We start from the raw sequence: 21,683 nt of genomic DNA, 5'->3' as shown, positions 1-21,683 counted from the left end.
CGACCTCGCGCAGGCTCGCGCACTCACGCTTTGGCGGTCAGGCCCTCGACCACCAAGCCGGAGAAGGGGTCAGACCGCGTTCGACCAACGAACATGGGTCCACAGCCAGTCCGGCATCCCGACCGGTTCCAAGCCAAGGGTGGCCATCGCATCGAGTAGAACCCCGTCCCAGTCCAGGCTCGGGTCTTCGATGAAGGTCTCCTCCGTGTTGGGGAAGTACTCGCCGCCTTCACGGTGCATCGCGTGGTTCTCTTCGTCGAGGTCGACGAGCGAGTCAGCGACGATCAGGGCGTAGCGGGCGGCGGCGACGTGGTCCGGCGAGAGCAACTCTGAGCCGGCCGGCAGCGCGCTGCCGAGCGGCGGTGGAGCGCTGGATTCCCGGCTCCAACCGGGCGGCGAGAGCTTGAGGGCCTCCAGGACCGTGGCCGGCAGGTCCAACTCGTCGTCTCGGAAGATACCGCACGCGGGCGATGCATACCGCCGACCAGCTTGTTGATCACAGCTACACGTCTTACCTGGCGTTGTTTGTCAGCCATCAACTCGTCGAGCCTGGCCGCGTACCATCCAACCATGCTAGAGACCTTTGACGAAAGTGCAAGGGACAGGGCGGGCGGCCGAATTACGCTGGGGCGCCGACTAATTTCAAACGCATTTCTCTTTGCCGCGTCTGGGGTTAAAGAAACCCGCTTCCTGAAGGACCTAAAGCACGACGCCGACCTAGTCCCGCGCGTGACGGAACAGCTCAATCTACTGCTGGACTCGCTCCAGCGCGACAGCGCCATCGCCTATGACATACAAGGCCGGTCCGATTATGGGTGCGACGTTCTCGTTAGGCTTACAACGGGAACTGCCGTGACATTCGTCGGTGTACAGATTAAGAGCCACAGCGAGGTAGCGGAGAAAGGCATTTCCACACTCCTCAGAGATCAGCACTCCAGAGTCGTTGACCTCTATGCTCCGCATCATAGATTCTACATTTTCCTAGCCGCCGACATATCCACTCACCGATCACGCCAGCAGGAATCGGTTATGGCGATTCAGCAGGCATTTGCCAAGAAGCAGGACGTCGAAATCGTCGGTCCGCAGTACGCTGCCACCTTTCTCCGGCTACCACGGACCGCGATGGACGGCCTCCTTACTCGCACCGCCCGAGAAGGAGATCCCGTCCTGTCGACCGCGCGGCGCGACCTGTCTAGAAATCCACTGGACGCCGCCGTCGTGCTATATCTGCTGGTCGCGTCATTGGAAGGCAGGGCTCCGACGCCTCTTCGCGAGCTCGTGACCGATCCATGGCTCAACGCGGTTTCACGGCAGTTGCCGTCAGACGAAGCCACCGCGCTTGAACTTTCCAGCATCCTAAATGACCCTGAAGTACGAGATCGCCTTGTCTGCGAAGGCTTTGAAGGCGGAGAGGAGGACTTCGAGTTTTACGGGAATAAGATCAACTTCCTGCCGCCCTGGTTGATTGCGCGCCTCCTTAAGCCTGACTGGAATGGACGCGAGCATCGGGACGGTCTAGCCTCCAGGATTCCTAAATTGCTGGAAAGCCTCGATGAGGAAGTTGAGATTAGCGGTACAACGACGAATCCTCGCGTGGTTTTGAGATTGGATCAGTACCCGGCTCTGGTCTGCTTAGCGGCAGAAGCTCGCGTTAAGCACGATCTCGACGGAGCCGATCTGGTCTCCTACCTGGTCGACGCCATCCTCAGCCCGACGCAGGAGGAGGAATAGATGCCCCCGTGCCGTATCCAATGCTGACTCGCAAATCGCCGCCGTTAAACTGCGCCGCGCCAACGATGGCGGCCTCGTCACCGACCGAGCACCGCCTCACCGTTGAAGGACGATGGCGATGATCGCGACGACGACGGCCGCGACGGCCAGAAGAGTGTTCGCCACAGTCAGCCAATAGGTCCGACGCGACAGACGGTCAGCCGCGTCGATTGCCGCCTGCTGCGCACGACGGTCCAACTCGGTCAGATAATATCCGGTTCCGGGGACCGTGTTGACGGCTACAGATCTTGAAAGGTTAGCTTGAGTCGAGGTCCAGGCCGGTGTGGGCGAGGAAGCCGTCGAGCAGGTCGGTGCGGTACTGGACGCGCTTGAGTCGGTTCTTGACGATGGCCTGCAGGTGGTCGACGCCGCGGACGGCGAGGTTGCCGATGCTGCGTTTGAGATGTGACCACACGGCCTCGGTCGGGTTGAGGTCCGGGGCGTAGGCCGGCAGGCGGATGACGTGGAGCCAGTCCCGGGCCGCGATCAGTTGGCGCATGGCGGCGCTGACATGCGTGTGAAGGTCGGCCCGAAGCGCGGTGCTGGTCTTTCGACCGGTCCGTTTCTTCGGGCCGCTTCCCGCACCCGGCGTGCCACTTTCCCGTCTATCCAGAGTCTGGATAGACCGGAAACGCGCACGTCGGGTGCGGCGGGCGGGCCGGGGAAACCCACCGTGAGCAATCACGGCAGGGCGCCCCGGTCCGACCCAACCGGCCTTCGCAGCCGGTTCGCCATTTGACCAGGCGTCGGAAGCCGGGTTGTCGCTCGTGGGCCTGGCGGGCAGTGCCTGGTCTGCCTTTGCGGGGTATCGCCACGGTTTTGACGCCGGCGTCGTGCAGGTCGGTCTCGACTCCGGCCTCGCCGTAGCCGCGGTCCGCGGCCACCGCACCCGGCACTCGCCGGTGCGGTCGGTGATCCGTCCGACCGCAGGTGCCAGCTGCGGGGCGTCCGGTGGGTTGCCTTCCTCGACGGTGTGGTCCAGCACGATGCCGTCTTCGTTGTCGACGACCTGAGCCTTTGTAGCCGAACTCGATGGGTTTGCCGAGGCGGCCCTTGGCGATCGGGCGGGCGTCGGGGTCGTGCAGGCTGACCAGACGGTCGCCGAGCCGGGCGTACCGCCGGCCAGCCGGATCCGGGCCTGGTCGATCACCCGGTCGGTGCGGTTGATGATGACCGCCAGTTCGTTGACGGCGCGACGCAGCCGTCCTCTGGCCCGGCCGGTCACCCGCGGCACGGCGCGGCGGGCGTTGCGCAGCACGACGCGTGCCTCGGTGCTGCTGCGGCGGGCGAGCCCGGCCAGCTCCGCGGTGATCCGCGCGACGGTGGCCTGCGCTTCCTCGCGGGCCTGCGCGCCGCGCAGTCGTGGGTGCGCCCCGATCGAGCGGACCCGCCGCCCGGCCGCGCGGGTACGGTCCCGGAACGGGGTGCGTGGCGCGGCTCCGAGCCCGGATACGGCGCGCGAGACCGGACATGCGTCGCACCGCCCGCGCGAGGAGTCCGCTGTCGGTGGGGTAGTCAACCTTCGCACCACGGTAGTGTCGGCGCGGACTTTTCCCGTCTTCACCACCCTTGCTTCGACCCCTGTAGCGAGGAGTTGCTCGTTGAGGGCAGCCACCGCCTGTTCCCCGCACCGGGTGGTGGTCTTCATCAGGGTGGTAGGGTGCGGGACCCGGCCGTCGATGTCGATGCGGCACAACCGCCGCCACGAGATCGAGTCAGACACCTCCGCGCACAGCGCCTCGTAACCGAGGCGGTAGCGGTGCTTGAGGAACATCAACCGCAGGTAGGTCTCCATCGGCACGCTCGGCTGGCCCATCCGTGGCGAGAAGTGCGGCACGAACGGGGCGAAGAACCACTCGTCGTCCAGCCACGCATCGACCCGTTCCAGCTCCTACGGCAGCCGCAGGCACACCTCCGGCAGCACCGACTCCCACAACGACGACTGCACGTTCCGCGTCCGTAGCATGACCGCAATCTCTTGCGTGCCAACGACTTCCTATCGTCCGTCATTATGGCAAACAGCCCGTGTCCGGCATCGCCGGACACGGGGACAACCGTCGATCTACTTTTCTAGGTCGAAGTAGTTAGGTTGTGCCAGGTCCTTTCCCCCGCCGGACGGCGCGAACGATTGGACCATGACGGTTCTGACGTACCACGGCAAACCGGCAAGGTCGACGTCGACAGCGGATGGCTGCCGTGGTCCGATGCCACCATTCAGTCGCTGGCGGTGAAGGTGAGGAAGCGGTTGACGTTCGGCTCGTCCACGCCGTCGTCGGATCTCCAGCACCACAGCGGATACGCCAGGTCGTTGCGGTCCGGCTGCGGGCGCTTTTCCCAAGGGACGAACTGTGTGCCGAAGCCTGGGCAGCGCGCCGACTGCAGCACCCCGCAGATGCCGAGGATCTCCAGGAACGCGATCCGCTCATCGCGGTTGCCGGGCAGCATCGTCAGCTTGGCGGGGACCTTCGAGGCTCTCGTACCCGGTGGCAGCAGCCGGATCGTCTCCAGGATCTCGTCGAGCAGGTCGAAGTCCGCCTGCTCCGGCACAGGAAGCGGTGCCCGGGCGAACTGTCCCAGGTCCAGGGCGCAGTACTCCAGGTCGTCGTGGCGTACCCCGCCGACACCGAACCGCTCGAAGTTCAACAGGATCGGGTTTTCGAGCTGGAACGTGTCCGAGGTACCGCAGACGGCGCACGGACCGGTCCATCCTGCCGGCGGCTGGAACGTGTGCTCCGGAAGGTGCCGCACGTACACGTACGAGCTGAGCGCCGACCTGAGGTCCAGCCTGCGGTGCCGCAAGCTCGTCACGAACGCTGCCCGCACCTCGGCAACGTCGATCCCGGCAACGGCCTGCCGCGCCGCCGCCACCGCCTCGTCATGGGTGCTGTCCCGGATCACCGGCTCGATCCACAGCCCCGCGGCGGTGAGCCGGGCGACGGTCGCGTCGTCGGGTCTGGGCCTCGCCCGCCACCCGGACGGCCCCCAGTAGATCGACTTCAGCAGCTTCAACGCGTCAGTATCGAACGTGTACGGCTCGGCCGGAATCGCATGCAGCGTCGTCAACGCCCCTCCCGAATTCGCTGATCCACAGTGTACAGCTCGGCGTGGTTACCCATAGCGGGATGCAACCGCGCCGGACGGCGCCGGTGATACCGGTGAGCCGTCCGGCGCGGTTGCCGGGGGTATCAGTCCCGTCCACCTCGCCGCAGATAGCCACGTGCCGACTTCAGGTACTCTGCACGTTTCCACTTCTTCTTGAACCGGTTGATCGCCCGTTCCTTGTCCAGCAGCGGGGTGTACCGCCGCTGCACCATTTCCTCGAGGCCGCGCCGGGTCTTATAGTTGTTCGAGTGGTATACGACCTTCATTGTGAGTCCGGGATACTGGTTCTTGTGCCTGTTCATCCGCTTGGTGAGGTTGCTGGTGTGCCCTGAGCGGTAGACTCTGCCGCTCTCGCCGACCAGGACGTAGACCCCACCTTTGCACGCGGCGTTGTGGACGACGACGTCCTCGCCGTCGGCGTTCACCACGTAGGTGTGGATGTCACCGATGTTGAGGTTGAACACCCTCTGGTCCGCCACGAGTCCGTGGTCGACGACAGATACGACCGTCGCACGGCTGCCACTCGGCCCCGCTACCACGTCACCGGCTTTGACGTTTTCCGCGGTTGTCCAGCCCTTGCCCACAACCCAGATCGGGTGGTTGGCGGTCGCGGTCAGCAAGTCGGACGTGTCACCATCGAGGTCGAGCCCGACCAGGTGCTTGGTGCCCTGCCCGACAATGATGTCGAGCACCGGCTTCGCCGTCTCGATGCCGGTCTCCGGGTCGACCGCCAGCACCCAGTCACCCACGGCGATGTCCGCGATGGCGAGGTACTGACCGTTGGCCAGCCGGACAGGGGTGTCCGGTGTGAATGAGTTGCCGCACGAGGCGGCCCGCTGGGCCTTGCGTGCGGCGGCTGCCACTTTCACCGCTCGCGCTGCCTTGACCCCCTTGACGGCGAGCTGTGCGCCCTTGACCGCCGCCCCGGCTCCGACGGTGGCTGCGAGCGCGCCGGCCGCCGCCCACGCGGCTGCCTTCCAGTTGCCGGTGGCGACGTAAGCGACCGCTGATACGACGCCGGCGATGGTGCCGATCGGGCCGGGGATCATCGAGGCGTACGAGGCGACGACCGCCACCGTGTTGAGGGCCTTCTTGATGCTGCCCCAGCCCCACTTGCCGTCCAGGTCGGTGCAGTTGACACCGTCTCCGGAGCAGTAGTCGTAGGCGTTGGAGTTGGCGCCCGGTATCGGGTCGACCTGCAGGAACCTGCCGAGTTCCGGAGAGTACAGCCGGACGCCCATCAGGATGATGTCGCCCAGCGCGTCACCGGAGCGCTGCTTGCCACCGAGCCAGCCGTAGCGGCGGTCCGACGAACCCGTCTGCGGGACGCCGAACTCGTCGTAGCTGTACACCTCAGGCGAGGTCAGCGCCGTGTCGATCGTCATCGCCACATCGCCGTGCAGGTTCGTCAACTGCAGGCGGATGTCACCGGTGGCACTGGTCGTGGCAACCAGGTCCGTGTCCGGGCCGGACACGTTGCGGGTCAGGGTGCCGGAGCTGTTCTCTACGATCCAACGGGGCTCGTCGGAGTCGTCGCCGTAGTGGTTCAGCTTCGACGAGGCGTTGGTCCAGGTGCCGCCGACCAGGGTCGAGGTCGTGAAGCCGCGGAAGCGGTGGGACGGGTCGAGGGTCCAGTTCTGTTTGGTGGTGCCGAGGACCTGCTGGGCCACGAGGTCGTTGGCGTAGTAGGTGTTGGTCGGGCCACCTGGTGTGGTGGTGATCCGCCCGAACGCGTCGTGGATGTAACCCGCGTCCATGATGCGGTCGGCGGTGTCGTAGGTGTGGATCTCCTCTGTGGTCGCCGCCTCGGCTTGGCAGTTGGCGTACAGCTTCTTCGAGGTGCGGTTGGTCCGTGTGTCGTACGCGTAGGTCCGCTTGTCGCAGATCGAGCCCGTCGTCTGGTTGGTGCTCGTCAGCCTGCCGAGGGTGTCGTAGCCGTACGTCTTGGCGCCGCCAGTGTAGGTGTGGTTCACCCACTGACCGGCGGTGTTCTCGACGACGGATTCCGAGTAGATGGTCGTGCCGTCGCTGTCCCGTGAGTACCGCCGTGACTCGGGCTGGAAGTTTGCGTCCAGAGTGTCTTTGCGGGTGATACCGCCGGGGTACTTGACCTCGACCAGCTGACCGTCGGGCGAGTACTTCGCGTTGAACGTCCCTGCCACCGAGTCCGTCAGCGAGGTCAGCATGCCCCGCGGTTCGAGGTTGCGATCGTACGTGTATGTCGTCCAACCCGTGTTGTCGCTGACCCGGGTCGCTTTGCCGTACCGGTCGTACTGGCTCTGCGTCACCCCGCCGTCCGCGTCGGTGTACGTGACCACGCGGCCGAGCTGGTCGTACTCCCGGGTGATGACCGCCGTCCCGGCCGTGGTTTTCCACACGTTGCCGGTTGCCGTGTCGTACTCGGTGAGCACCGGCTCCTGCGCGATCGACCCGTCGTTCGTCGTGATCGCCACGCTCGTGATCCGGTCCGCCGTGTTATACACGGTTATGGTCTGGCGGGTATAGCCGTTCGACGTCTCCGAGACCTTCGACGGGTCGCCGAAGCGGCTGTACTCCTCGACCCGCTTCACCGGTAGGTTCGTCGTCGCCCGCAGCGGGTCGTGCCCGATCACCGCACCCACCGCGCGGGTCACGCACGGCGCGCCAGCCCACTCCGGCCGGTTCCCGCACGCGACATCCGAAGGGTGAGCGCCGGCCGTGTAGTACAAGGTCTCGGTCGCGCGGGCGTCGGTACCGGTGGAGCCGATGCCCCACGACTTGAGCACCCGGCCGGACGTGTCGTAGACGGTGTACGCGGTGCCCGCGTCCGTGGTTGTGGACGTGTCCTTCTTGAGCACCCAGCCGGAGGCTCCGCCCGCGACCGGCGCGTAGCCGGTATGGACCTCGCGCACGTCGGCATCCGGGTAGCCCGCGACGGCGCCGCCCGCACGTTCGGTGGTCGCCAGGTGGTAGGTGGCGCCGTCCGGCTTGCCCTCGTCGTAGACGTACGTGGTGTGCCCGCGGGCGACCACCAGCGCTCCCGGTGCGAGCGTCGGCAGGATGCTCTTCGGATCGGCGAGCGGCCGTTCCAAGGCGACCTTCACCACTGGGCCATACGTCTCCAGCAGGTCCAGGCCGTCGGGACTGTACATGCTGACGGTGGACAGCAGCGCCGCCCGACCCGCAGAGTCGGCCGGCAGGTTGAGCTTGGCGACTCGGTCCGCGGTGTCCGGCAGCAGGCCGAGGGCCAGGTCGCGGTTGGTGGCCTCCAGGGACCACACCACGTTGCCGAACTCGTCGTAGGACTGGCTGTCGATGAAGTTGCCCGGGACGGCCGTGTTCACCGTCTGGCCCGAGGCGTTGAGGTACGTGATGTTCGCCTCACCGTAACCCGCGGTACCGGGCACGGTGGAGTTGGCGAGGTTGACCGTCGGTACCGACTCCGGCGAGAAGATCGCGGTGGCGTCGGTGGCGAAGTCTTTCTGGCCCCACGTGCTCGCCGTCGTGGCGTCGAGGTTGTGCGGGCCGCCGGTGGTCTTGGTGAGTGGAACCCCGTAGACGACGGTCGTGGCGACCTCGCCGTCCAGGGTGCTCTTGGTGCCGGCGACGAGCGCGGCCCGGCGAACCTTGAGCAGGCGCCCGGCGTTGCTGTCACCGGCGATCGTGCCGTAGTCGAAGTTCCACGGCAGCTGTCCGGCCGTGCCGATCTTGGTGACCCGGCCCGCAGCGTCGTAATCGTAGGTCGTCTTCAGCGGCGTGGTGGCCCGCGGGTCCCACACCTCCCGCAGCCGGCCCAGGTTGTCGTAGGCGTAGTTCGTGACCTCGACCGCGGTCTCGCTGCTCGTCACCGGGTCCCATGACCACACCTTGACGGCGCGGACCTGGTCGATGACGTTGCCGAAGGTGGTGCTGGTCGCGGTCGTGGCGGTGGCGTACTCGTACTCCATGACTTCGCAGCCACGCGCCGGGACGGCCGTGGTGCACACGTCGACGCCGGGCTCACGGGCGTTGATGACCCGCTTGACCAGCGTGCGGCTGTCGGTCGAGTCGTAGGTATACTGCGTGGTGGAGTTCTGGTCGGCGGTCCACGAGGTCGAGATCAGGAACGTCTCGTTCTGCTTGACGAACTCCGACGTCGTGCCGTCGAGTTCTTTCAGCTGGTACACCGTGTCGCTGATCTTGACCAGCGACAGGTCCTCTGCTCCAGGTTCCGGGAAGAACTGCCCGGAGACGCTGCGGCCGAAGGTGAACGAGTCGCCGCCCGAGTTGGTGATCTTCGCGACGTCCGCGGACGGGAAGGTCAGCGACTCGTAGTCGACGTCGGCGACACCGCCGTCCGCACCACCGCGCCACTGCGGGCCGAACGGCGCGACGATCTCCTTGAGCGACAGGTTGTCCCAGTAGACAGCCTTACTTGAGCCGTACCCGTAGCCGTTGTAGAGCCGGAAGAACGCCTCCGTCGCCCCGGCCGGGATGGCCAGGTCGAGCTTGAGCTCCTGCCAGCCGTCGACCCACGCGGCTTTCGCCGAGCGGAACTCCTGATAGTTACCGGCGCTGTCCCGGTAGAACCCGACCAGGCGCAGCGCGCGGGCATCGGTGGTGCCCAGACCGGTCGCCGCCGGCACATAGATCCATCCGGTGGCCCGGTACCGCTTGCCGGGCTTCATCGCGTACCGCAAGTCGCCCTGATCGTCGCCGAGCGCGACGAACGTATCCGTCGGGCCCATCCCCCCGCCCGGCATGGTGGCCTTCGGCACGACCATCAGCGAGTCGGTCGAGGAGCCCTGGCCGCGGTCGGTGGCCCGGGTCGCGTCGCTGGTCCCGCCGGTGTTCACCGCGGGCGGGCTGACCGTGATCTGCTGGAGCGCGGTAGGCAGGCGCTCGCCCTGCGGGACCCAGCCGTCCTCCGGTCGGCGCGAGGACGCGGACCGCCCGACGCCCATGCCGAACTCGTCGGCGTCGGACGAGGAGAGCGCGTAGTCACCGGTGAGCAGGTTCACCGAACCGGGGCCGACCTCGTCGGACGCGGCGCCGTCACCGTCAGGGTCGACGCTGACCGTGATCCACTGGGTGTTGATGCCCGGCTGCCCGTCGGCGGCCGGGTAGAGCACCGCCCGAACCTGGACAACGCCGCCGACCGTACCGAGGGTGTCGACCGCGTCCCAGATCCCGTTGGCGCCAAGGCTCGCGAGCGGGGTCGGCTTCACGGTGACCGCGGAGCCGTCCGCGTTGTGCAGGTTGCCCAGCGGGATGTCGTACTCGGTGGCACCTGGGCCGCGTCGGTACTGGAAGACCGCGCGGGTCAGGGTGCTGTCGCCGTCGACGGCGAGCTTGGTGCGCTTGATGACGTTCGCGCCCGGCTGCGGCATCTTCAGGCCGGCGCGGCCGACGTTGAAGACGTACACGTTCGGGTCGGAGAGCTGCCCGGCACGATCCTTCGCCCGGACGGTCAGCGTGCGACGCCCCTCCTCGGTCGGCGTGATCTGCACCGTCGTGGGGTTGCCCGCGGCGATCGTGGTGGCTGAGACCGCATTGTCGAGCTGATACGTGTATTCGACGATGTCGGAGATCTCGACCGTACCGTACGCCTGGATCTCCATAATCCGGACGGTGTTCTCGGTGGTCTGGGTCGGCGTGACGACGATCAGCTTGAGGTAGCGGGCGGACACCGCGGACGGGAACCGAGAGTTGACGCTCCCTGCGGTGTTGCCGCGGACCTGCATCGCCGTGGTCCAGTTCGTACCGTCGGACGACGTCTGGATGTCGTAGTCCTTGGTGTTGAACGCCGAACTTTCACCGTTCTCGGAAGCGTTGCGCACGACCAGGTTCGACACGTTCTGCACGCTGCCGAGGTCCAGCTGCGCCCACTTCTGGGCCGGGTCGCCCGAGCACCACTTCGTCGTGATGTTGCCGTCGACGGCTTTGTCCACCGTCTCGGTCGCCGCGCAGGTCGCGTTCGGCGAGGTCGCGGTGGCGCTCAGTCGTGTACCGGTGTACGCCTCGACCTCGTAAATGCGCGCGACGTTGTTGGCGTCGCTCGTCGGCGCCAACACGTTGACCTTGATGTACTTGGCGTTGCCCGGCGCAGCGAGGTCGTGCGTGGTCACCGACGCGGTGTTGCCGCGCACCTGCAGCGCCGTCCAGTAGGTCACGTCGTCGCTGGACAGCTGGATGTCATAGTCCTTGGTGTTCCACGCGACATTCTCACCACCGGCACCCGCATGGCGCAGCACGACCTGCGTGACCATCTGCGTCGTCGGCAGGGTCACCTTCAGCCACTTGCTGGTGTCGCCGGAGCACCACTTGGTGGTGTTGCTGCCGTCGACCGCCTGTGGTGCGCTCTCCGTCGGCGAGCAGGCCGCCGAGCTGACCGCGGTGGTACCGGCGAGCGGCGGGTTCGTACCGGTACCGGTGAACGTGAAGGTGCCGGCCTGCCCCGCACCGCCGTGGCCCCACGTGTTCTGGGTGGCGATCGACGGGTACAGCGCGGAGGTCACCGTCGGCACGCCCGGCTTGACCGTGTCGACGCTGAACTCACACCACGGCGAGACGGTGTTGCGAACACCGTCGCTGGATGTGACCCGCCACTGGTAGCTGCCGCCCTCGAGAAACGCGCCTGCGGGCACGGTCACCGACGGCGAGGTGTTCTGCGGTACCCCGCTGACGGTCTGGCTGCCGATGTTGGTACTCGAACCGGCGATGCCCCACTCGAACGTCACCGGCAGCGCGGCCGTGTCGGCGTCGCTGACCAGCGCCTGCAGGGTCGGCGTCTTCGAGGCGATCCACGGCCGGTTGGTGCCGGTAGCACACCCGACCGTCGACGGCGAGGTGCTCATGTTGCTGATGATCGGCGCGGCGTCGTAGTCGACATCGATGTGCGGGAGCTGACTGCTGGACGCCGCCTGCAGCGAACGGACCTGCTTCCACCCATTGGTGGTGGTCTCGTTGTACGCGGTGAGCCCCATGTACCCCGTGGGGGCACGATTGTTGGCGTAGTACTGGACGAACTGCTTGACGTCCATGCCGATCCAGTTGTCGTCACACGCCGTCGAGTAGCCCTTGGTCTCCGTGGAGTATCCGCCCTCGGCGATGATCGCCGGCTGGGTCGACCAGGTCAGCGGAATGCTGAACGGCTGCACCATGTAGGCGTCCCAACCGTTCTGGCTGCAGTTCCCGGAGTACCAGTTCCAGAGATACATCCTGGCGGTCTTGATGTTCGCCCCGGCGAACTGCGCCATCGGCCACTGGACGTAGCCGTGCGCGGTATACGAGGTGGACTTGCCGATCTCGATCTCGTCCGAGCCCGAACGGTCGGCGTCGTTGTCGGAACGCACGAACGTGTCCTCGATCGGGCTGATCGTGATCGCCGGGTCGATGGTCACCGGGTAGACCGTGGCCGGGTCGTCCAGCCATGCCTTGTCCGCGTCGATATCGAGCAGCACGGTGCCGGTACCACCGGACGCGTCGGTGCCGGCCTTCGCAGCGAAACCCTTGGCGACCAGGGCCGGGCGAGCCTTCGCATCCAGCGTCTTCTCGCGCGTGACCTGGCCCTCCGGCCCACGCTGGGCATCCCACATCTGCGGCGTGGGCAGCCGGCCCAACGTCTTGCCGCTCGCGTTGCGGATGGCGTACGACCCGGGTCCATCACCGACGAACTTGAGCCCCTTGCTGCGCAGCGGCAGCGTCACCGACGCGACCCGCGCAGCGGCGGCCCGGTCCTTGGCGACGAACGACTGCTCGAATCCGGTACGCGTCGCGGTCAGCACCAGATCGACACCCGGTAACACCTCGGCGTACGTGGCGGTGTTTTCCTTGAGCACGGGCTTGGGCAGTGCACCCGTCCACGCCATGCCGAGCGTGTCACCGTCGACGCCGACGCTCGCGATGATGTGCTCACCGGCACTCACGGCACCTGTCAACTTCAGCCCATACGGGTGGCCGACCGGTGCGACGGACCCGTCCTGGCTCTCGCCCAGCGCCAGGTCGACGGGCTTCCATACATCACCCTGCTTGAACCGCACCGGACCCGTGTAGACCTGGCTGGTGAACCCACCCTCGGGCTTTGCCCACACCTGCGTCGTCTCGGTCCGCGCGTCCGCAACCTCGACCTTCTTCCCGCACAGCCGCGCCTCTACGGACGCCGAGGCCGCATCGGCCCGCTCGTCCGGACACGTCGGCGCCGGCGGCTTCGGCGGCGCCTCCGCCTGCGCCACCTCCGGCAGCGTCACCAGCGTCCCGAGCACCATCACGGCACTCGTAACCCAAATCCCAACCCTGGTGGCTCGGTGCCTCCCAAGCCGTATGAACACCCGCGAACGCCACGCGCCCGGCATAGCAACTCCCCGCTGTCACTTGATCTCCAGTCACTGCGGCGGCGACCGTACGGACAGCCCGACCCTGAACACAACTCATCCGTCCGGCCAAATCTGCCCCCTCCCAGCTCAGTGCCAGCGACCGTGACGCACGTCATAGCTGTGAATATGCTTAGAACGCCCACCAGCCGGAATGCATCACATGCATATGTAACCGAGAGTCCCAGCATTCAGTATGTCCGATTAGAGCCATTTGTTGATCGTGGTGATGGTGACAGGGGCCTGGTAGCGCCCGGCGAGTAGATGTGCGGTCGAGCCAGCTTCGCCTTCCTATCTACTGCGACCTGAAAAGTAGATTGATGATTGTCGGCGTGTCCGGCTATGTCGGACACGCCGGGTGTCAACGGACATTGAGTTTTGGCCTGACCGTTGACAACCGTAGATCTGCAAAATCGCAGCGTGATCGGTCGACGACTGCGCGTCGAGGCGACGTTCGCCCTGCCGTAGCACGGCGATAGGCCAGCGTCTGTTTTGAACATGGGGTGGATGTCGCAGCATCACCCCCATGGCATGCGACGCGGCTATGACTCGTCCTGCTGTACCGGCCGACCGTCGGGGTGTAGGTCGTTCTCCGGGGTGGCATCGACTGATGCCATACTCCTGGTCGAACCACGCTAGGAAGCCGGCCACGCCACCCCATCGAGCGGTGATCCTTTTGTAGACAGCACGCTGGTCGTGGCCCGGTTGGAACATTCGGGTGCCGGTTACCTCTTCGCCACACCCGCAGGCGCAGCGGCGGGCAAGTTCAGCCGGGTGGTCGACGTAGGTAACCGGGTTGCGGAAGGCGTCGAGGACGGGCTGGCCAACTAGTGTCGCGTGATCCTGGTGTCGTTACCTCGTGTTGTTGTTGACGAGTTGTTTGGCGCTGGTCTGGACCCAGCGGACCTTGGCGAGGATCTCGTCGGCGGTGGCGGTCCAGATGAAAGGTTTGGCGTCGGTGTTCCAGTGCTGCACGTAGTCGCGGATGCGCACGATGAGGGCGTTGACCGAGGTGAACGTGCCGCGGCGGATGGACTGGCGGGTGATCAACCCGAACCAGATTTCGATCATGTTCAACCAGCTGCCGCCGGTCGGGGTGAAGTGGAACGTGACGTTCGGGTTCGCGGCCAGCCAGGCCTGGACGTCGGGGGTGTTGTGGGTGGACAGGTTGTCCAGGACCACGTGGATCTCTTTGCCCGCGTGGGGTTTCACGGCTTTACGCAAGAACGCCAGGAACCGGGCGCCGTCGCGGACCGGCTGGCAGTCGGCGACAACCTGACCGGTGGCAACGTCCAGGGCAGCGAAGAGCCTGGCGATGCCGTGGCGTTTGTAGTCGTGGGTGCGTTGCTCGGTGACCCCGAAGTCCATAGGCAGCAACGGTTGGGTGCGATCGAGGGCCTGGACTTGGGTCTTTTCGTCGATCGAGAGCACGACCGCACCGCCGGGCGGGTCGAGGTACAAGCCGACGATGTCGGCGACCTTCTCGGCGAACCGCGGGTCTTTGGACAGCTTGAAGGTACCCTGCCGGTGTGGCTTGAGATCGTTGTCCCGCCACAGTTTCGCCACGTAGTGCCAGGACACCGACACGCCCTCGGTGCGTTTCAGATATGCGGCCAGCTGCCGGCTCGACCAGTGCGACAGACCCGTCTCCACCGGCGGCGTGGCCCTGGTCAACGCCAGGATCCGAGCCCGGACGGCGGCCGGGACCTGCTCGCGAGGCGCGGCGTGGGATCCGTCTTCCAGGCCGGCCAGTCCGTTGCCTGCGTACCTGTCGACCCAACGGTCCACAGTGGGCAGTGACACCCCGGCCAGTGCCGCAACATCCTTGCGGCGCTTGCCCTCCGCCATCCACAGCACGATCCGCGCCCGGGTCGCCACCACCGCCGGCACGCCCCGGCTGTTGATCACCGTCCGCAGCTCTGCGATCTGGGTCTCGGTCAGCATCACACCAGGATCAACGATCGACCGACATAACGCAACCAGAATCACGCGACACTAGCCCGCTTGCGAGTGATGGCCACCGCCTGACGGCTGGCGGCCCGGGCGAATGCGATTGCCCAGCATCCCTATTGTGGGTCAGTGGTCGCCAGTCTGTCACTCGACGACGCGGACAAGATCGCCTCAGTCTTCGGCGCGCTGTTCGGTTTCGCGGGGGTCGTCTTCGCTGCGCTCGGACTCAAGCACCAGCAACGCCCGCCTGCCGAACGGTCGGCGGGCGATCGGCGTCGGCGCCGCGCCCGGCGGGTGCAGCTTTTCGGCGCCTCCGCCGCATTCCTGTGGTGCGGCCTCTATTTGGCCGGCGCCACCGACCGGCTCGTTTCGGGCCGGTCGGCCGACCGGGTGACCGTCGGGCTGATGACACTTGCGGCCGCCGTTGTCGTGGCCCAGACCGTGCGCTGGTCACGAGCTCCCGATGCCGCTTGAACCGGCCGTTAACGAGCTGCTGCGCTGGCAGCAGGGTGACGGCGGCCAGGGCCTGGTTGATGCTGGACGGGCTGGCCTTGGCCTGCAGCAGGTGGTGCCGCCAGGCGGTGACGGCGGCCTCGGCGCCCACGAGGCCGGTGAACGCGTCCGGGTGCTCGGCGGCGTGTTCGGCCAGCCAGGTGACGTAGGTGCGGACCTGCCGCTTGTATGCCGTAACGGTGTGCGGGCTGAGCTTGCACCGGTCCAGGTAGCGCCCGACGGCGACCAGGGCGGCGAGCCCGGCGTCGCGGCCCGCGCGCAGCGGGACGACGGCGGCGCTCACCGGTCGGTCTCGCCGGCGTTGTCGAGCAGCGCCCGCAGCTCGGCGTCGAACCGTGCGGTCTCGCGCTCGCGGTCCCACCGCTGCCGTTGCTGGGTGTGCAGCTCGTGCACGTGCTCCCAGCTGGCTTCGGGGCGGGTGCCGTAGGCGTGGTGGCCGGCGTCGTCGCAGGCCGGCGAGATGGTGGCGACGCCCCCGATGGCGCTGCCGGTGCCGCAGCGGTGGCAGAACGGCTTCGCGGGGGGCTCGTCGGGGTCTGGGAAGGTCCGCTGGAAGATGTCGGTGCCGGCCGCGGCGAGCACGACGGCGCGCTGCAGTGCCGGCAGCAGGGTGCGTGCGGCCGCGGCGGTGAGCATCGGCGGCAGCGACTCTGCCCCGACCCGCCCGGGCGCCGGCTCGAGCCCGAGCGCGAGCTCGGTCACCGCCTCGAGGAGCGCGCCGATCTGCGGGCCGGGGAACGTGGCCTCCCACTCGTTCTGGTCCTCGTGGACGGCCCGCAGGACGAGCTCCCCATAGCGGGGGTTGTCGACGTCGAGCTCCCAGTGCTGCGGGTACCAGCTCACGCTCACCGCGGGCCGCCTTCTTATCCGCTGAGTTCGGTGCCCCGTTTCAGCGGATAAGACAGATTATCCACTCAGTTCCTCGGGCTCCAGCGACGCTGCCGGCCGCCCGTCATCGGTCACGCCGAACCGGCGTATGCGGGCCGCGCCGGTCAGGTCGCCAGCCGTTTCTCGCAGTCCGGCTAACTCCGCCAGCGCCGAGGGGTCGCCGTACTCCGCTGCCTGCCGCAGCAGGGTCTCCGCACCGGCGGCATCCCCGGCCTCCTCCCGCCGCCGGGCCAACGCCACCAGCGCGAAGGAGTGGCCGCGGTCAGCGGCCTGCCGCAGCAGCGTCTCCGCGCCGGCACCGACCTGCCGATCGGCACCGCCGTCGCGGGACGCACGGAGGAGACGTTCGACCTCGTCGGCTGTTTCGTCAACACCCTCGTGCTGCGCACCGACACGGCCGGCGACCCGACGTTCGCCGAGTTACTCGACCGCGTCCGCGCTGTCGACCTGGCCGTATACGACCACCAGGATCTCCCGTTCGACCAGGTCGTCCAGGACGTCAACCCGCCGCGTGCCGGCAACCGCAATCCGCTGTTCCAGGTCGGGTTGTCGCTGACGGACCGGCCGGGGCAACTGCTGGACCTTCCGGGTCTGACCGCCGCCGTCGAGTTCACCGACACCGACACCAGCCGGTGCGACCTGTGGTTCGTCGGCAACGAGCGACGCGACGCAGCCGGCGCACCGGCCGGGATCCACGGCTACTTCGAATACAGCGCGGACCTGTTCGAGGAGGAGACGGTGCGACGGTTCGGCCGGATCCTGTGCGACCTGCTGCGGTCGGTCGCACAGGATCCGCACCGGAGGATCGGCCCGGTGGAGCCGATGTAGGCGTGTGGCGTCAGGCCGTCATCCGGTACTCCCACCCTTCCCTCCACCCGAAGTCAGCGGTGATCAGCTCCTCGAGGGGTACACCCTCGACGAGGTGATCCAGTGCCCAGCGGGTCGACACGTGGTCGATGATGAGCACCCGCTGCCCGCCCCAGCGATCCGCCGCGTCGCGGAGAGCACCGCCCACCCGCCGCACGGCCTGCCGCCAGCTTTCACCGTTCGGATACGGCTCGTCCAGGTACCGCTCGCGATGTTCGTGCAGTTGCGCGGCCGGCATGCCGTTGCAGTCACCGTAGTCGCACTCACGCAGCCGCCAGTCGTGCAGGATCGGCACGCTCCCCGTCCGGGAACGCCAGCTCGGCGGTCTCGACCGCACGCCGCAGGTCCGAGGTCAGCACCACGTCGACGGCGCCCTTGCGGCGCCTGCCGAGCTCGGCCGCGAGGCCCCGCCCGCGTGACGACAACTGGCCGGGCAGCCAGCCGCTGGCCACACCGCGATCGTTGTCCTCACTCCAGGGGTGCGTCTCAAAAACGATTCCAGTCGACATACACCAGACATTACCGACGTCACGCCGGACAGCCACGCCTCGTGCCCGTGTGGGGCGTGTCCCGGTGTGCAGCACGGCGACGATGCCGCGTGGTCGTGCCGGTCAGGACGGCGGCAGCCCCCAGGTCTGGATCACCTTCTGGACAGTGGAGGTCTGCACCTGCAACTGCTGCGGGCGGGGCGCTACGGCGCTCGACACGATCAGGTCCATCTGGAACACCGGCGCGCCGGGCAGGCCGGCGACCGCCGTGCCGCCGAGCTGGAGGGCCGGTGCACCGCCGGTGAGCCGCACCGTGCCGTAGACGGCGTCCGCCGCGACCTGGACTCCCGCCGGCCGGTGGAACCCGCCCGGTGCGGAACCGGACCGGGTCTGGAACGCCGGGAAGTACGCGGCGGCCACGGTGTCGTACTGCTGCACGGTCACCGAGAACGCCACGACCACGGCCGCGGTGCCGCCCGTGCCCATGGCCGTGAGCTGCTGCCGGTTCGCGGCGGAGATCAGCACCGACATGGTGATCGGGTCGGTGGCATCGACGACCAGGTCAGCGCGGCGAGGATGCCGCAGACCTGGGTGCCGAGGGGCCGCTGCGCCGTGCCCGCCGCCACGAGGTCCGGCAGGACCGGCAGGTCACCGATCACCAGCTGCTTCAGGTAGCCGTACGTCGCGGTCGGGTGGACCGTGAGGTCGTACCCACGCAGCGGGTCGCACTGGTACGTCAGGGCAGCGGCCATGAAGGATCCCATCTCTCGTCGCCGTCGGTCTGCTCAACCAGCCACCGCACGGCGAGCCGGTGATACCAGCGGGTCGGATCCTGGACAGCGGCACGACGGCCCGGCGGCCAGCGCGGGTCACGCGGTCAGCCCGGCCCGCAGCGACTCGATGTCGCGGGCGCAGGACCGCAGGCGGTCCGCGCGTTGCCGGGTCAGCTCGATGCGGGTGGCGAGGTCGTGCAGCTGCGCGCGATACCGGCGGTCGTGCTGCCGGACGGCGGCGAGGTCGGCCGCCAGGAGCCGGTGGATGTGCTTGTCCCAGTGTTCCAGGTGCAGACCGACCTGGTTCACCTGATGGTGGGCGTGGTGGCTGAGCGCTGCGCGTGCGGCGGCGAGGTCCCGTGCCGCGAGATCGGCGATGCTGCCCAGCGCCAGGCCCGCCGCCGACCGGCAGCGGCTGGTCGTAGTTCGACGAAAGGCGACGGGTTCCGAGAATCCCAAGGGCCTGACGCCCCGAACTCGCTGGCTCTGTAGACGTTTGACGCGACAAGTGCGTCGGGTTCGGTCGAGTCGCTCCGGTGGTGGCCCTCGCCTACCGATCCTGCGTCGCCGACCTCATAACGACCTCTGCCAAGCTCGTCTGGCGACCGCTATCCCGTAGGGTGGTGCATCGGTCTGAGGCCAACGCCACGTGGTCGGCGCTTACAGCTGGGCCGTGGGTCGTCGCAGGAGGTCACCATCGCCCCGGACAACGTCATCACCGACGTCACTCGGCGCAGGCTCCTTGAGGGCCTGCCGCAGGTCTGTGGTCAGCCGCCCAGCGGCCGGCGGATGTTCCTCGAGCCGCAGCAGAGCTTCTGGAGCGGCTCACTGCCGGAGCCGGACTTCCTGGCGCGTTTGTACGATCTCGAAGCCCTGCCGAGCCACGACTCTCGGTATACCACCGCGTTCCAAGACTTCGTGCAGCATCGCATGGCCAATGACGACTGGGACGAGGACTGGATCTTCACCGATGACCGGTTCGGCCTGGTCGACAGTGACGAGAAAGTTGCTGCTGTTCCTCGCCGAAATGCTGCACCCTGCGGTCCGCACTGATCCGGACGAGGTGGAGCGAATCCACGCCTTCGTCAACGGCGTACTCGTGCATGACGGCTACGAGCTCGTGCAAGTTGACGCGATCAGCGGTGCTCCGGTCTTCGCTTCGCGCCGCATCGGCGCAGGGGTCCGCGGGACGATGAAGAATCTGATCTTCGCCGCGATCGGCCGGAAGCCGCAGATCGCCATTGTCGACGCGCTCAACAACGACCTGCGGATCACCGGCAATGTTGACAACTGCCTGATGTACGACCGGCCGCTGCCCGCGCACGGCCTGACATGGCGCACTTGACCTTCTGGTGGGCCGAGCAGCAGGGCATGGACGGCGCCTCCGATCACGAGGTGTCCCTCAGCCTGTACCAGCGGCTCAACCAGTCGCTCGGCGACAACGAAGCCGAGCGGCGGGTCCTGCGGACCTACGCCGACCGGTACGCGCGCCTCGGGTCCGACATCCCAGCGCTGATCCCGCAGGTATATCTGCACTACGACCCGTACGTCCGCAGCCAGTACCCGCCTGGACAGGCGCCCCTGCAGCGCCAGCGCATGGACTTCCTGATGCTGCTGCCGCACCGCGCCCGAGTGGTCATCGAATGCGATGGGCAGCAGCACTACGACGGCCGCGCGAGCCTGCGGCGGTACGCCGACATGGTGGCCGAGGACCGCGAGTTGCGGCTAGCCGGCTACGAGGTCTACCGCTTCGGCGGCGCCGAGCTCGTCAAAGGCCCCGCCACCGTTGAGCGCCTCAACACCTTCTTCGACCGCCTCGCCGCCCGGCACGCCACCTGACCACCGCACCTCGCGATCGCGAGAGCGGGCACGACTGAGTTGGCCGAAGTGCTCGGCATGGCCTCCAGTCGATCCAGTGCGCCGACGCTGGCGGCCGCTCCAGGACTGGTGTCAAGGGCCGCCGGGCGTCAGGGCACCGGCGTGGCGCCTGCGGGCACCGCGGCCGGGCGGGCGCCGGGCAGGGTCAACATCGGCGGCTGCCGTCGCTGCTCGTACAGGTCGAGCGCGGCGTCGGCGAGCGTCGTGGCGTCCGTCAGCCAGTCGCACAGTCCGGCCACGTTCGGGGAGAGGTGCAGGTCCGCCATGCCCGGCCTGGCGGACGGCTGGCGTGTCTGGCCGGGGATCGCGATCGATGCCCATAGGTCGCCGTGCGCGAGAGCACTGCACGCGCGCCACTGTCCGAGGAGGTTATCGGCACCGATCTCCGTCGTGTCGCCGGCCTCCCGCACGACCTGCTCGAGGCGCAGCGGCTGCAGGGCGAGCTTCGGGTCTAGGCCCCGGGAGGTGGCTGCGTCGCGGACCTGATCGAGGCGTTGGGCTCGGGTCTTGCGGCCGGGCTGGCGGATAAGCTCGCGGAGGGACTCGTTGTTGCGGATATCCGCGGTGGCATGCCGCAGCCGGCGCAGCACCCGGTCGTCGCGGGCCGCCGGGCTGAGCAGCCACAGCGTGACGGCAGCGTTCTCGATCACCGACCGCAGAAGCGTGAACTGCGCAAAGAGGTGCAGATGCATCGTCACCTCGCCGTGCTCGGCGCACCCGACCGTGGCCACCCGCAGGGTGTCGAGGTGGTCGGCGGCGACGACCAGATGATTCCACGCCGCGGCACTGAGCGTGAAGATGCCGGCCTCCCGGTCGTCGCCGGCGAGCGGACTGCCGGGGCCCGGCTCGTACTGCGCGATGTCGGTGTCGCGGATCCGCCGCGCCAATTGGTCGGTTGTCGCGAGCAAGGCCGCGAGCCGCTGCAGATTCTGCTGCTCACTGTCTGTCATGGCTTTGGAGCGTAGGTGTGCTGGCGCCTGGGTCGCATCTGGGTTTGCGGCGAGGACGCCGGCGACCTGCTGCCAGACAGGCCCTGGCTCTGCACGGATCGCAGCCGAGTCGCCTGCCACGTCAGCATCCGCCGTTGGTGGTCCGACTGCGATGGTTGGCCGGTTGCGGGAGGC

18 protein-coding genes and 3 pseudogenes are annotated in these 21,683 nt (G+C 67.5%); 5 read left to right on the top strand and 16 right to left on the bottom strand.

The genetic code is table 11. From position 1 onward, the window contains the following. Positions 1-69: 69 nt before the first annotated feature. Positions 70-438 carry a hypothetical protein gene (locus tag ACQPY0_RS20020; protein ID WP_432990974.1) on the bottom strand — a complete coding sequence of 123 codons (369 nt, stop codon included), beginning with the start codon at positions 436-438 and terminating at the stop codon, positions 70-72. Positions 439-570: 132 nt separating this feature from the next. Between ACQPY0_RS20020 and ACQPY0_RS20015 the strand changes: the two genes are divergently transcribed. Continuing rightward, positions 571-1,731, top strand: a complete 1,161-nt coding sequence (locus tag ACQPY0_RS20015) for a hypothetical protein (protein WP_432990972.1) — start codon at positions 571-573, stop codon at positions 1,729-1,731. Positions 1,732-1,827: 96 nt separating this feature from the next. Here ACQPY0_RS20015 and ACQPY0_RS20010 read toward each other — a convergent pair whose 3' ends face one another. The 6 genes and pseudogenes from ACQPY0_RS20010 to ACQPY0_RS19985 all read right to left on the bottom strand — a co-directional run bounded on the left by ACQPY0_RS20010 (position 1,828) and on the right by ACQPY0_RS19985 (position 15,149). Beyond that, the gene (locus tag ACQPY0_RS20010; protein WP_432990969.1) at positions 1,828-1,968 is read right to left on the bottom strand and encodes a hypothetical protein; all 141 of its coding nucleotides are present in this window, start codon (positions 1,966-1,968) and stop codon (positions 1,828-1,830) included. 58 nt (positions 1,969-2,026) lie between these two features. Beyond that, on the bottom strand, positions 2,027-2,269 hold the full coding sequence (locus tag ACQPY0_RS20005; protein WP_432990967.1) for a transposase: 243 nt from the start codon (positions 2,267-2,269) through the stop codon (positions 2,027-2,029). A gap of 208 nt (positions 2,270-2,477) precedes the next feature. Next, a pseudogene (locus ACQPY0_RS20000) lies at positions 2,478-3,736 on the bottom strand (ISNCY family transposase); the annotation flags it as partial. Positions 3,737-3,984: 248 nt separating this feature from the next. Next, a complete protein-coding gene (locus ACQPY0_RS19995) occupies positions 3,985-4,833 on the bottom strand; it encodes a hypothetical protein (protein WP_432990964.1) in 849 nt (282 codons plus the stop codon). 122 nt (positions 4,834-4,955) lie between these two features. Then, positions 4,956-13,097, bottom strand: a complete 8,142-nt coding sequence (locus tag ACQPY0_RS19990; RefSeq protein ID WP_432990962.1) for a discoidin domain-containing protein — start codon at positions 13,095-13,097, stop codon at positions 4,956-4,958. A 957-nt stretch (positions 13,098-14,054) separates the two neighbouring features. Continuing rightward, complete coding sequence (locus tag ACQPY0_RS19985; protein ID WP_432995305.1) at positions 14,055-15,149, bottom strand: IS630 family transposase; 1,095 nt, start codon at positions 15,147-15,149, stop codon at positions 14,055-14,057. A 132-nt stretch (positions 15,150-15,281) separates the two neighbouring features. Here ACQPY0_RS19985 and ACQPY0_RS19980 point away from each other — a divergent pair, with 132 nt between their 5' ends. Beyond that, a complete protein-coding gene (locus tag ACQPY0_RS19980) occupies positions 15,282-15,626 on the top strand; it encodes a hypothetical protein (protein WP_432995954.1) in 345 nt (114 codons plus the stop codon). 97 nt (positions 15,627-15,723) lie between these two features. Here ACQPY0_RS19980 and ACQPY0_RS19975 read toward each other — a convergent pair. The 3 genes and pseudogenes from ACQPY0_RS19975 to ACQPY0_RS19965 form a co-directional block, all read right to left on the bottom strand. Continuing rightward, positions 15,724-15,948 (bottom strand): annotated as a pseudogene (locus ACQPY0_RS19975) (site-specific integrase); the annotation flags it as partial. Beyond that, positions 15,945-16,514: a hypothetical protein gene (locus ACQPY0_RS19970; protein WP_432990960.1), complete on the bottom strand. Its 570-nt coding sequence runs from the start codon at positions 16,512-16,514 to the stop codon at positions 15,945-15,947. The pseudogene ACQPY0_RS19975 and the gene ACQPY0_RS19970, both read right to left, overlap by 4 nt. 57 nt (positions 16,515-16,571) lie before the next feature. Then, entirely contained in the window at positions 16,572-16,793 is a 222-nt protein-coding gene (locus ACQPY0_RS19965; RefSeq protein WP_432990958.1) for a hypothetical protein, read from the bottom strand. A gap of 12 nt (positions 16,794-16,805) precedes the next feature. On the opposite strand from ACQPY0_RS19965, the gene ACQPY0_RS19960 reads away from it, so the two are divergent. Then, positions 16,806-17,381: a condensation domain-containing protein gene (locus tag ACQPY0_RS19960; protein WP_432990956.1), complete on the top strand. Its 576-nt coding sequence runs from the start codon at positions 16,806-16,808 to the stop codon at positions 17,379-17,381. A 10-nt stretch (positions 17,382-17,391) separates the two neighbouring features. Here ACQPY0_RS19960 and ACQPY0_RS19955 read toward each other — a convergent pair whose 3' ends face one another. The 5 genes from ACQPY0_RS19955 to ACQPY0_RS19935 all read right to left on the bottom strand — a co-directional run bounded on the left by ACQPY0_RS19955 (position 17,392) and on the right by ACQPY0_RS19935 (position 19,140). Next, positions 17,392-17,715 (bottom strand): histidine phosphatase family protein, encoded by a 324-nt coding sequence (locus ACQPY0_RS19955; RefSeq protein WP_432990954.1) that lies wholly within the window; start codon positions 17,713-17,715, stop codon positions 17,392-17,394. Beyond that, complete coding sequence (locus tag ACQPY0_RS19950) at positions 17,684-17,872, bottom strand: histidine phosphatase family protein (RefSeq protein WP_432990951.1); 189 nt, start codon at positions 17,870-17,872, stop codon at positions 17,684-17,686. Before ACQPY0_RS19950 ends, ACQPY0_RS19955 begins: the two co-directional genes overlap by 32 nt. A 159-nt stretch (positions 17,873-18,031) precedes the next feature. Continuing rightward, positions 18,032-18,439 carry a hypothetical protein gene (locus tag ACQPY0_RS19945; protein WP_432990949.1) on the bottom strand — a complete coding sequence of 136 codons (408 nt, stop codon included), beginning with the start codon at positions 18,437-18,439 and terminating at the stop codon, positions 18,032-18,034. Next, the gene (locus ACQPY0_RS19940; RefSeq protein WP_432990946.1) at positions 18,427-18,660 is read right to left on the bottom strand and encodes a hypothetical protein; all 234 of its coding nucleotides are present in this window, start codon (positions 18,658-18,660) and stop codon (positions 18,427-18,429) included. Before ACQPY0_RS19940 ends, ACQPY0_RS19945 begins: the two co-directional genes overlap by 13 nt. A gap of 117 nt (positions 18,661-18,777) precedes the next feature. After that, positions 18,778-19,140, bottom strand: a complete 363-nt coding sequence (locus ACQPY0_RS19935; RefSeq protein WP_432990943.1) for a hypothetical protein — start codon at positions 19,138-19,140, stop codon at positions 18,778-18,780. A gap of 126 nt (positions 19,141-19,266) precedes the next feature. Between ACQPY0_RS19935 and ACQPY0_RS19930 the strand changes: the two are divergent. Further along, positions 19,267-20,026: pseudogene (locus ACQPY0_RS19930) on the top strand (hypothetical protein). Then, positions 20,023-20,520 carry a DUF559 domain-containing protein gene (locus ACQPY0_RS19925; protein ID WP_432990940.1) on the top strand — a complete coding sequence of 166 codons (498 nt, stop codon included), beginning with the start codon at positions 20,023-20,025 and terminating at the stop codon, positions 20,518-20,520. Before ACQPY0_RS19930 ends, ACQPY0_RS19925 begins: the two are co-directional and overlap by 4 nt. 128 nt (positions 20,521-20,648) lie before the next feature. Here ACQPY0_RS19925 and ACQPY0_RS19920 read toward each other — a convergent pair whose 3' ends face one another. Further along, a complete protein-coding gene (locus ACQPY0_RS19920) occupies positions 20,649-21,629 on the bottom strand; it encodes a hypothetical protein (RefSeq protein WP_432990938.1) in 981 nt (326 codons plus the stop codon). Between the last annotated feature and the right edge of the window lie 54 nt (positions 21,630-21,683).

Source organism: Dactylosporangium sp. CA-233914 (assembly GCF_050942935.1).
In the GTDB taxonomy this organism is placed as follows: Bacteria; Actinomycetota; Actinomycetes; order Mycobacteriales; family Micromonosporaceae; genus Dactylosporangium.
This window is presented reverse-complemented; position numbering and strand designations above follow the sequence as displayed.

What these genes read in the sequence shown, in the direction of transcription:
- ACQPY0_RS20015 (WP_432990972.1), top strand. Translation starts at nt 571, where the DNA reads ATGCTAGAGACCTTTGACGAAAGTGCAAGGGACAGGGCGGGCGGCCGA.
- ACQPY0_RS20005 (WP_432990967.1), bottom strand. Translation starts at nt 2,269, where the DNA reads ATGCGCCAACTGATCGCGGCCCGGGACTGGCTCCACGTCATCCGCCTG.
- ACQPY0_RS19990 (WP_432990962.1), bottom strand. Translation starts at nt 13,097, where the DNA reads ATGGTGCTCGGGACGCTGGTGACGCTGCCGGAGGTGGCGCAGGCGGAG.
- ACQPY0_RS19945 (WP_432990949.1), bottom strand. Translation starts at nt 18,439, where the DNA reads ATGTCGGTGCTGATCTCCGCCGCGAACCGGCAGCAGCTCACGGCCATG.
- ACQPY0_RS19940 (WP_432990946.1), bottom strand. Translation starts at nt 18,660, where the DNA reads ATGGCCGCTGCCCTGACGTACCAGTGCGACCCGCTGCGTGGGTACGAC.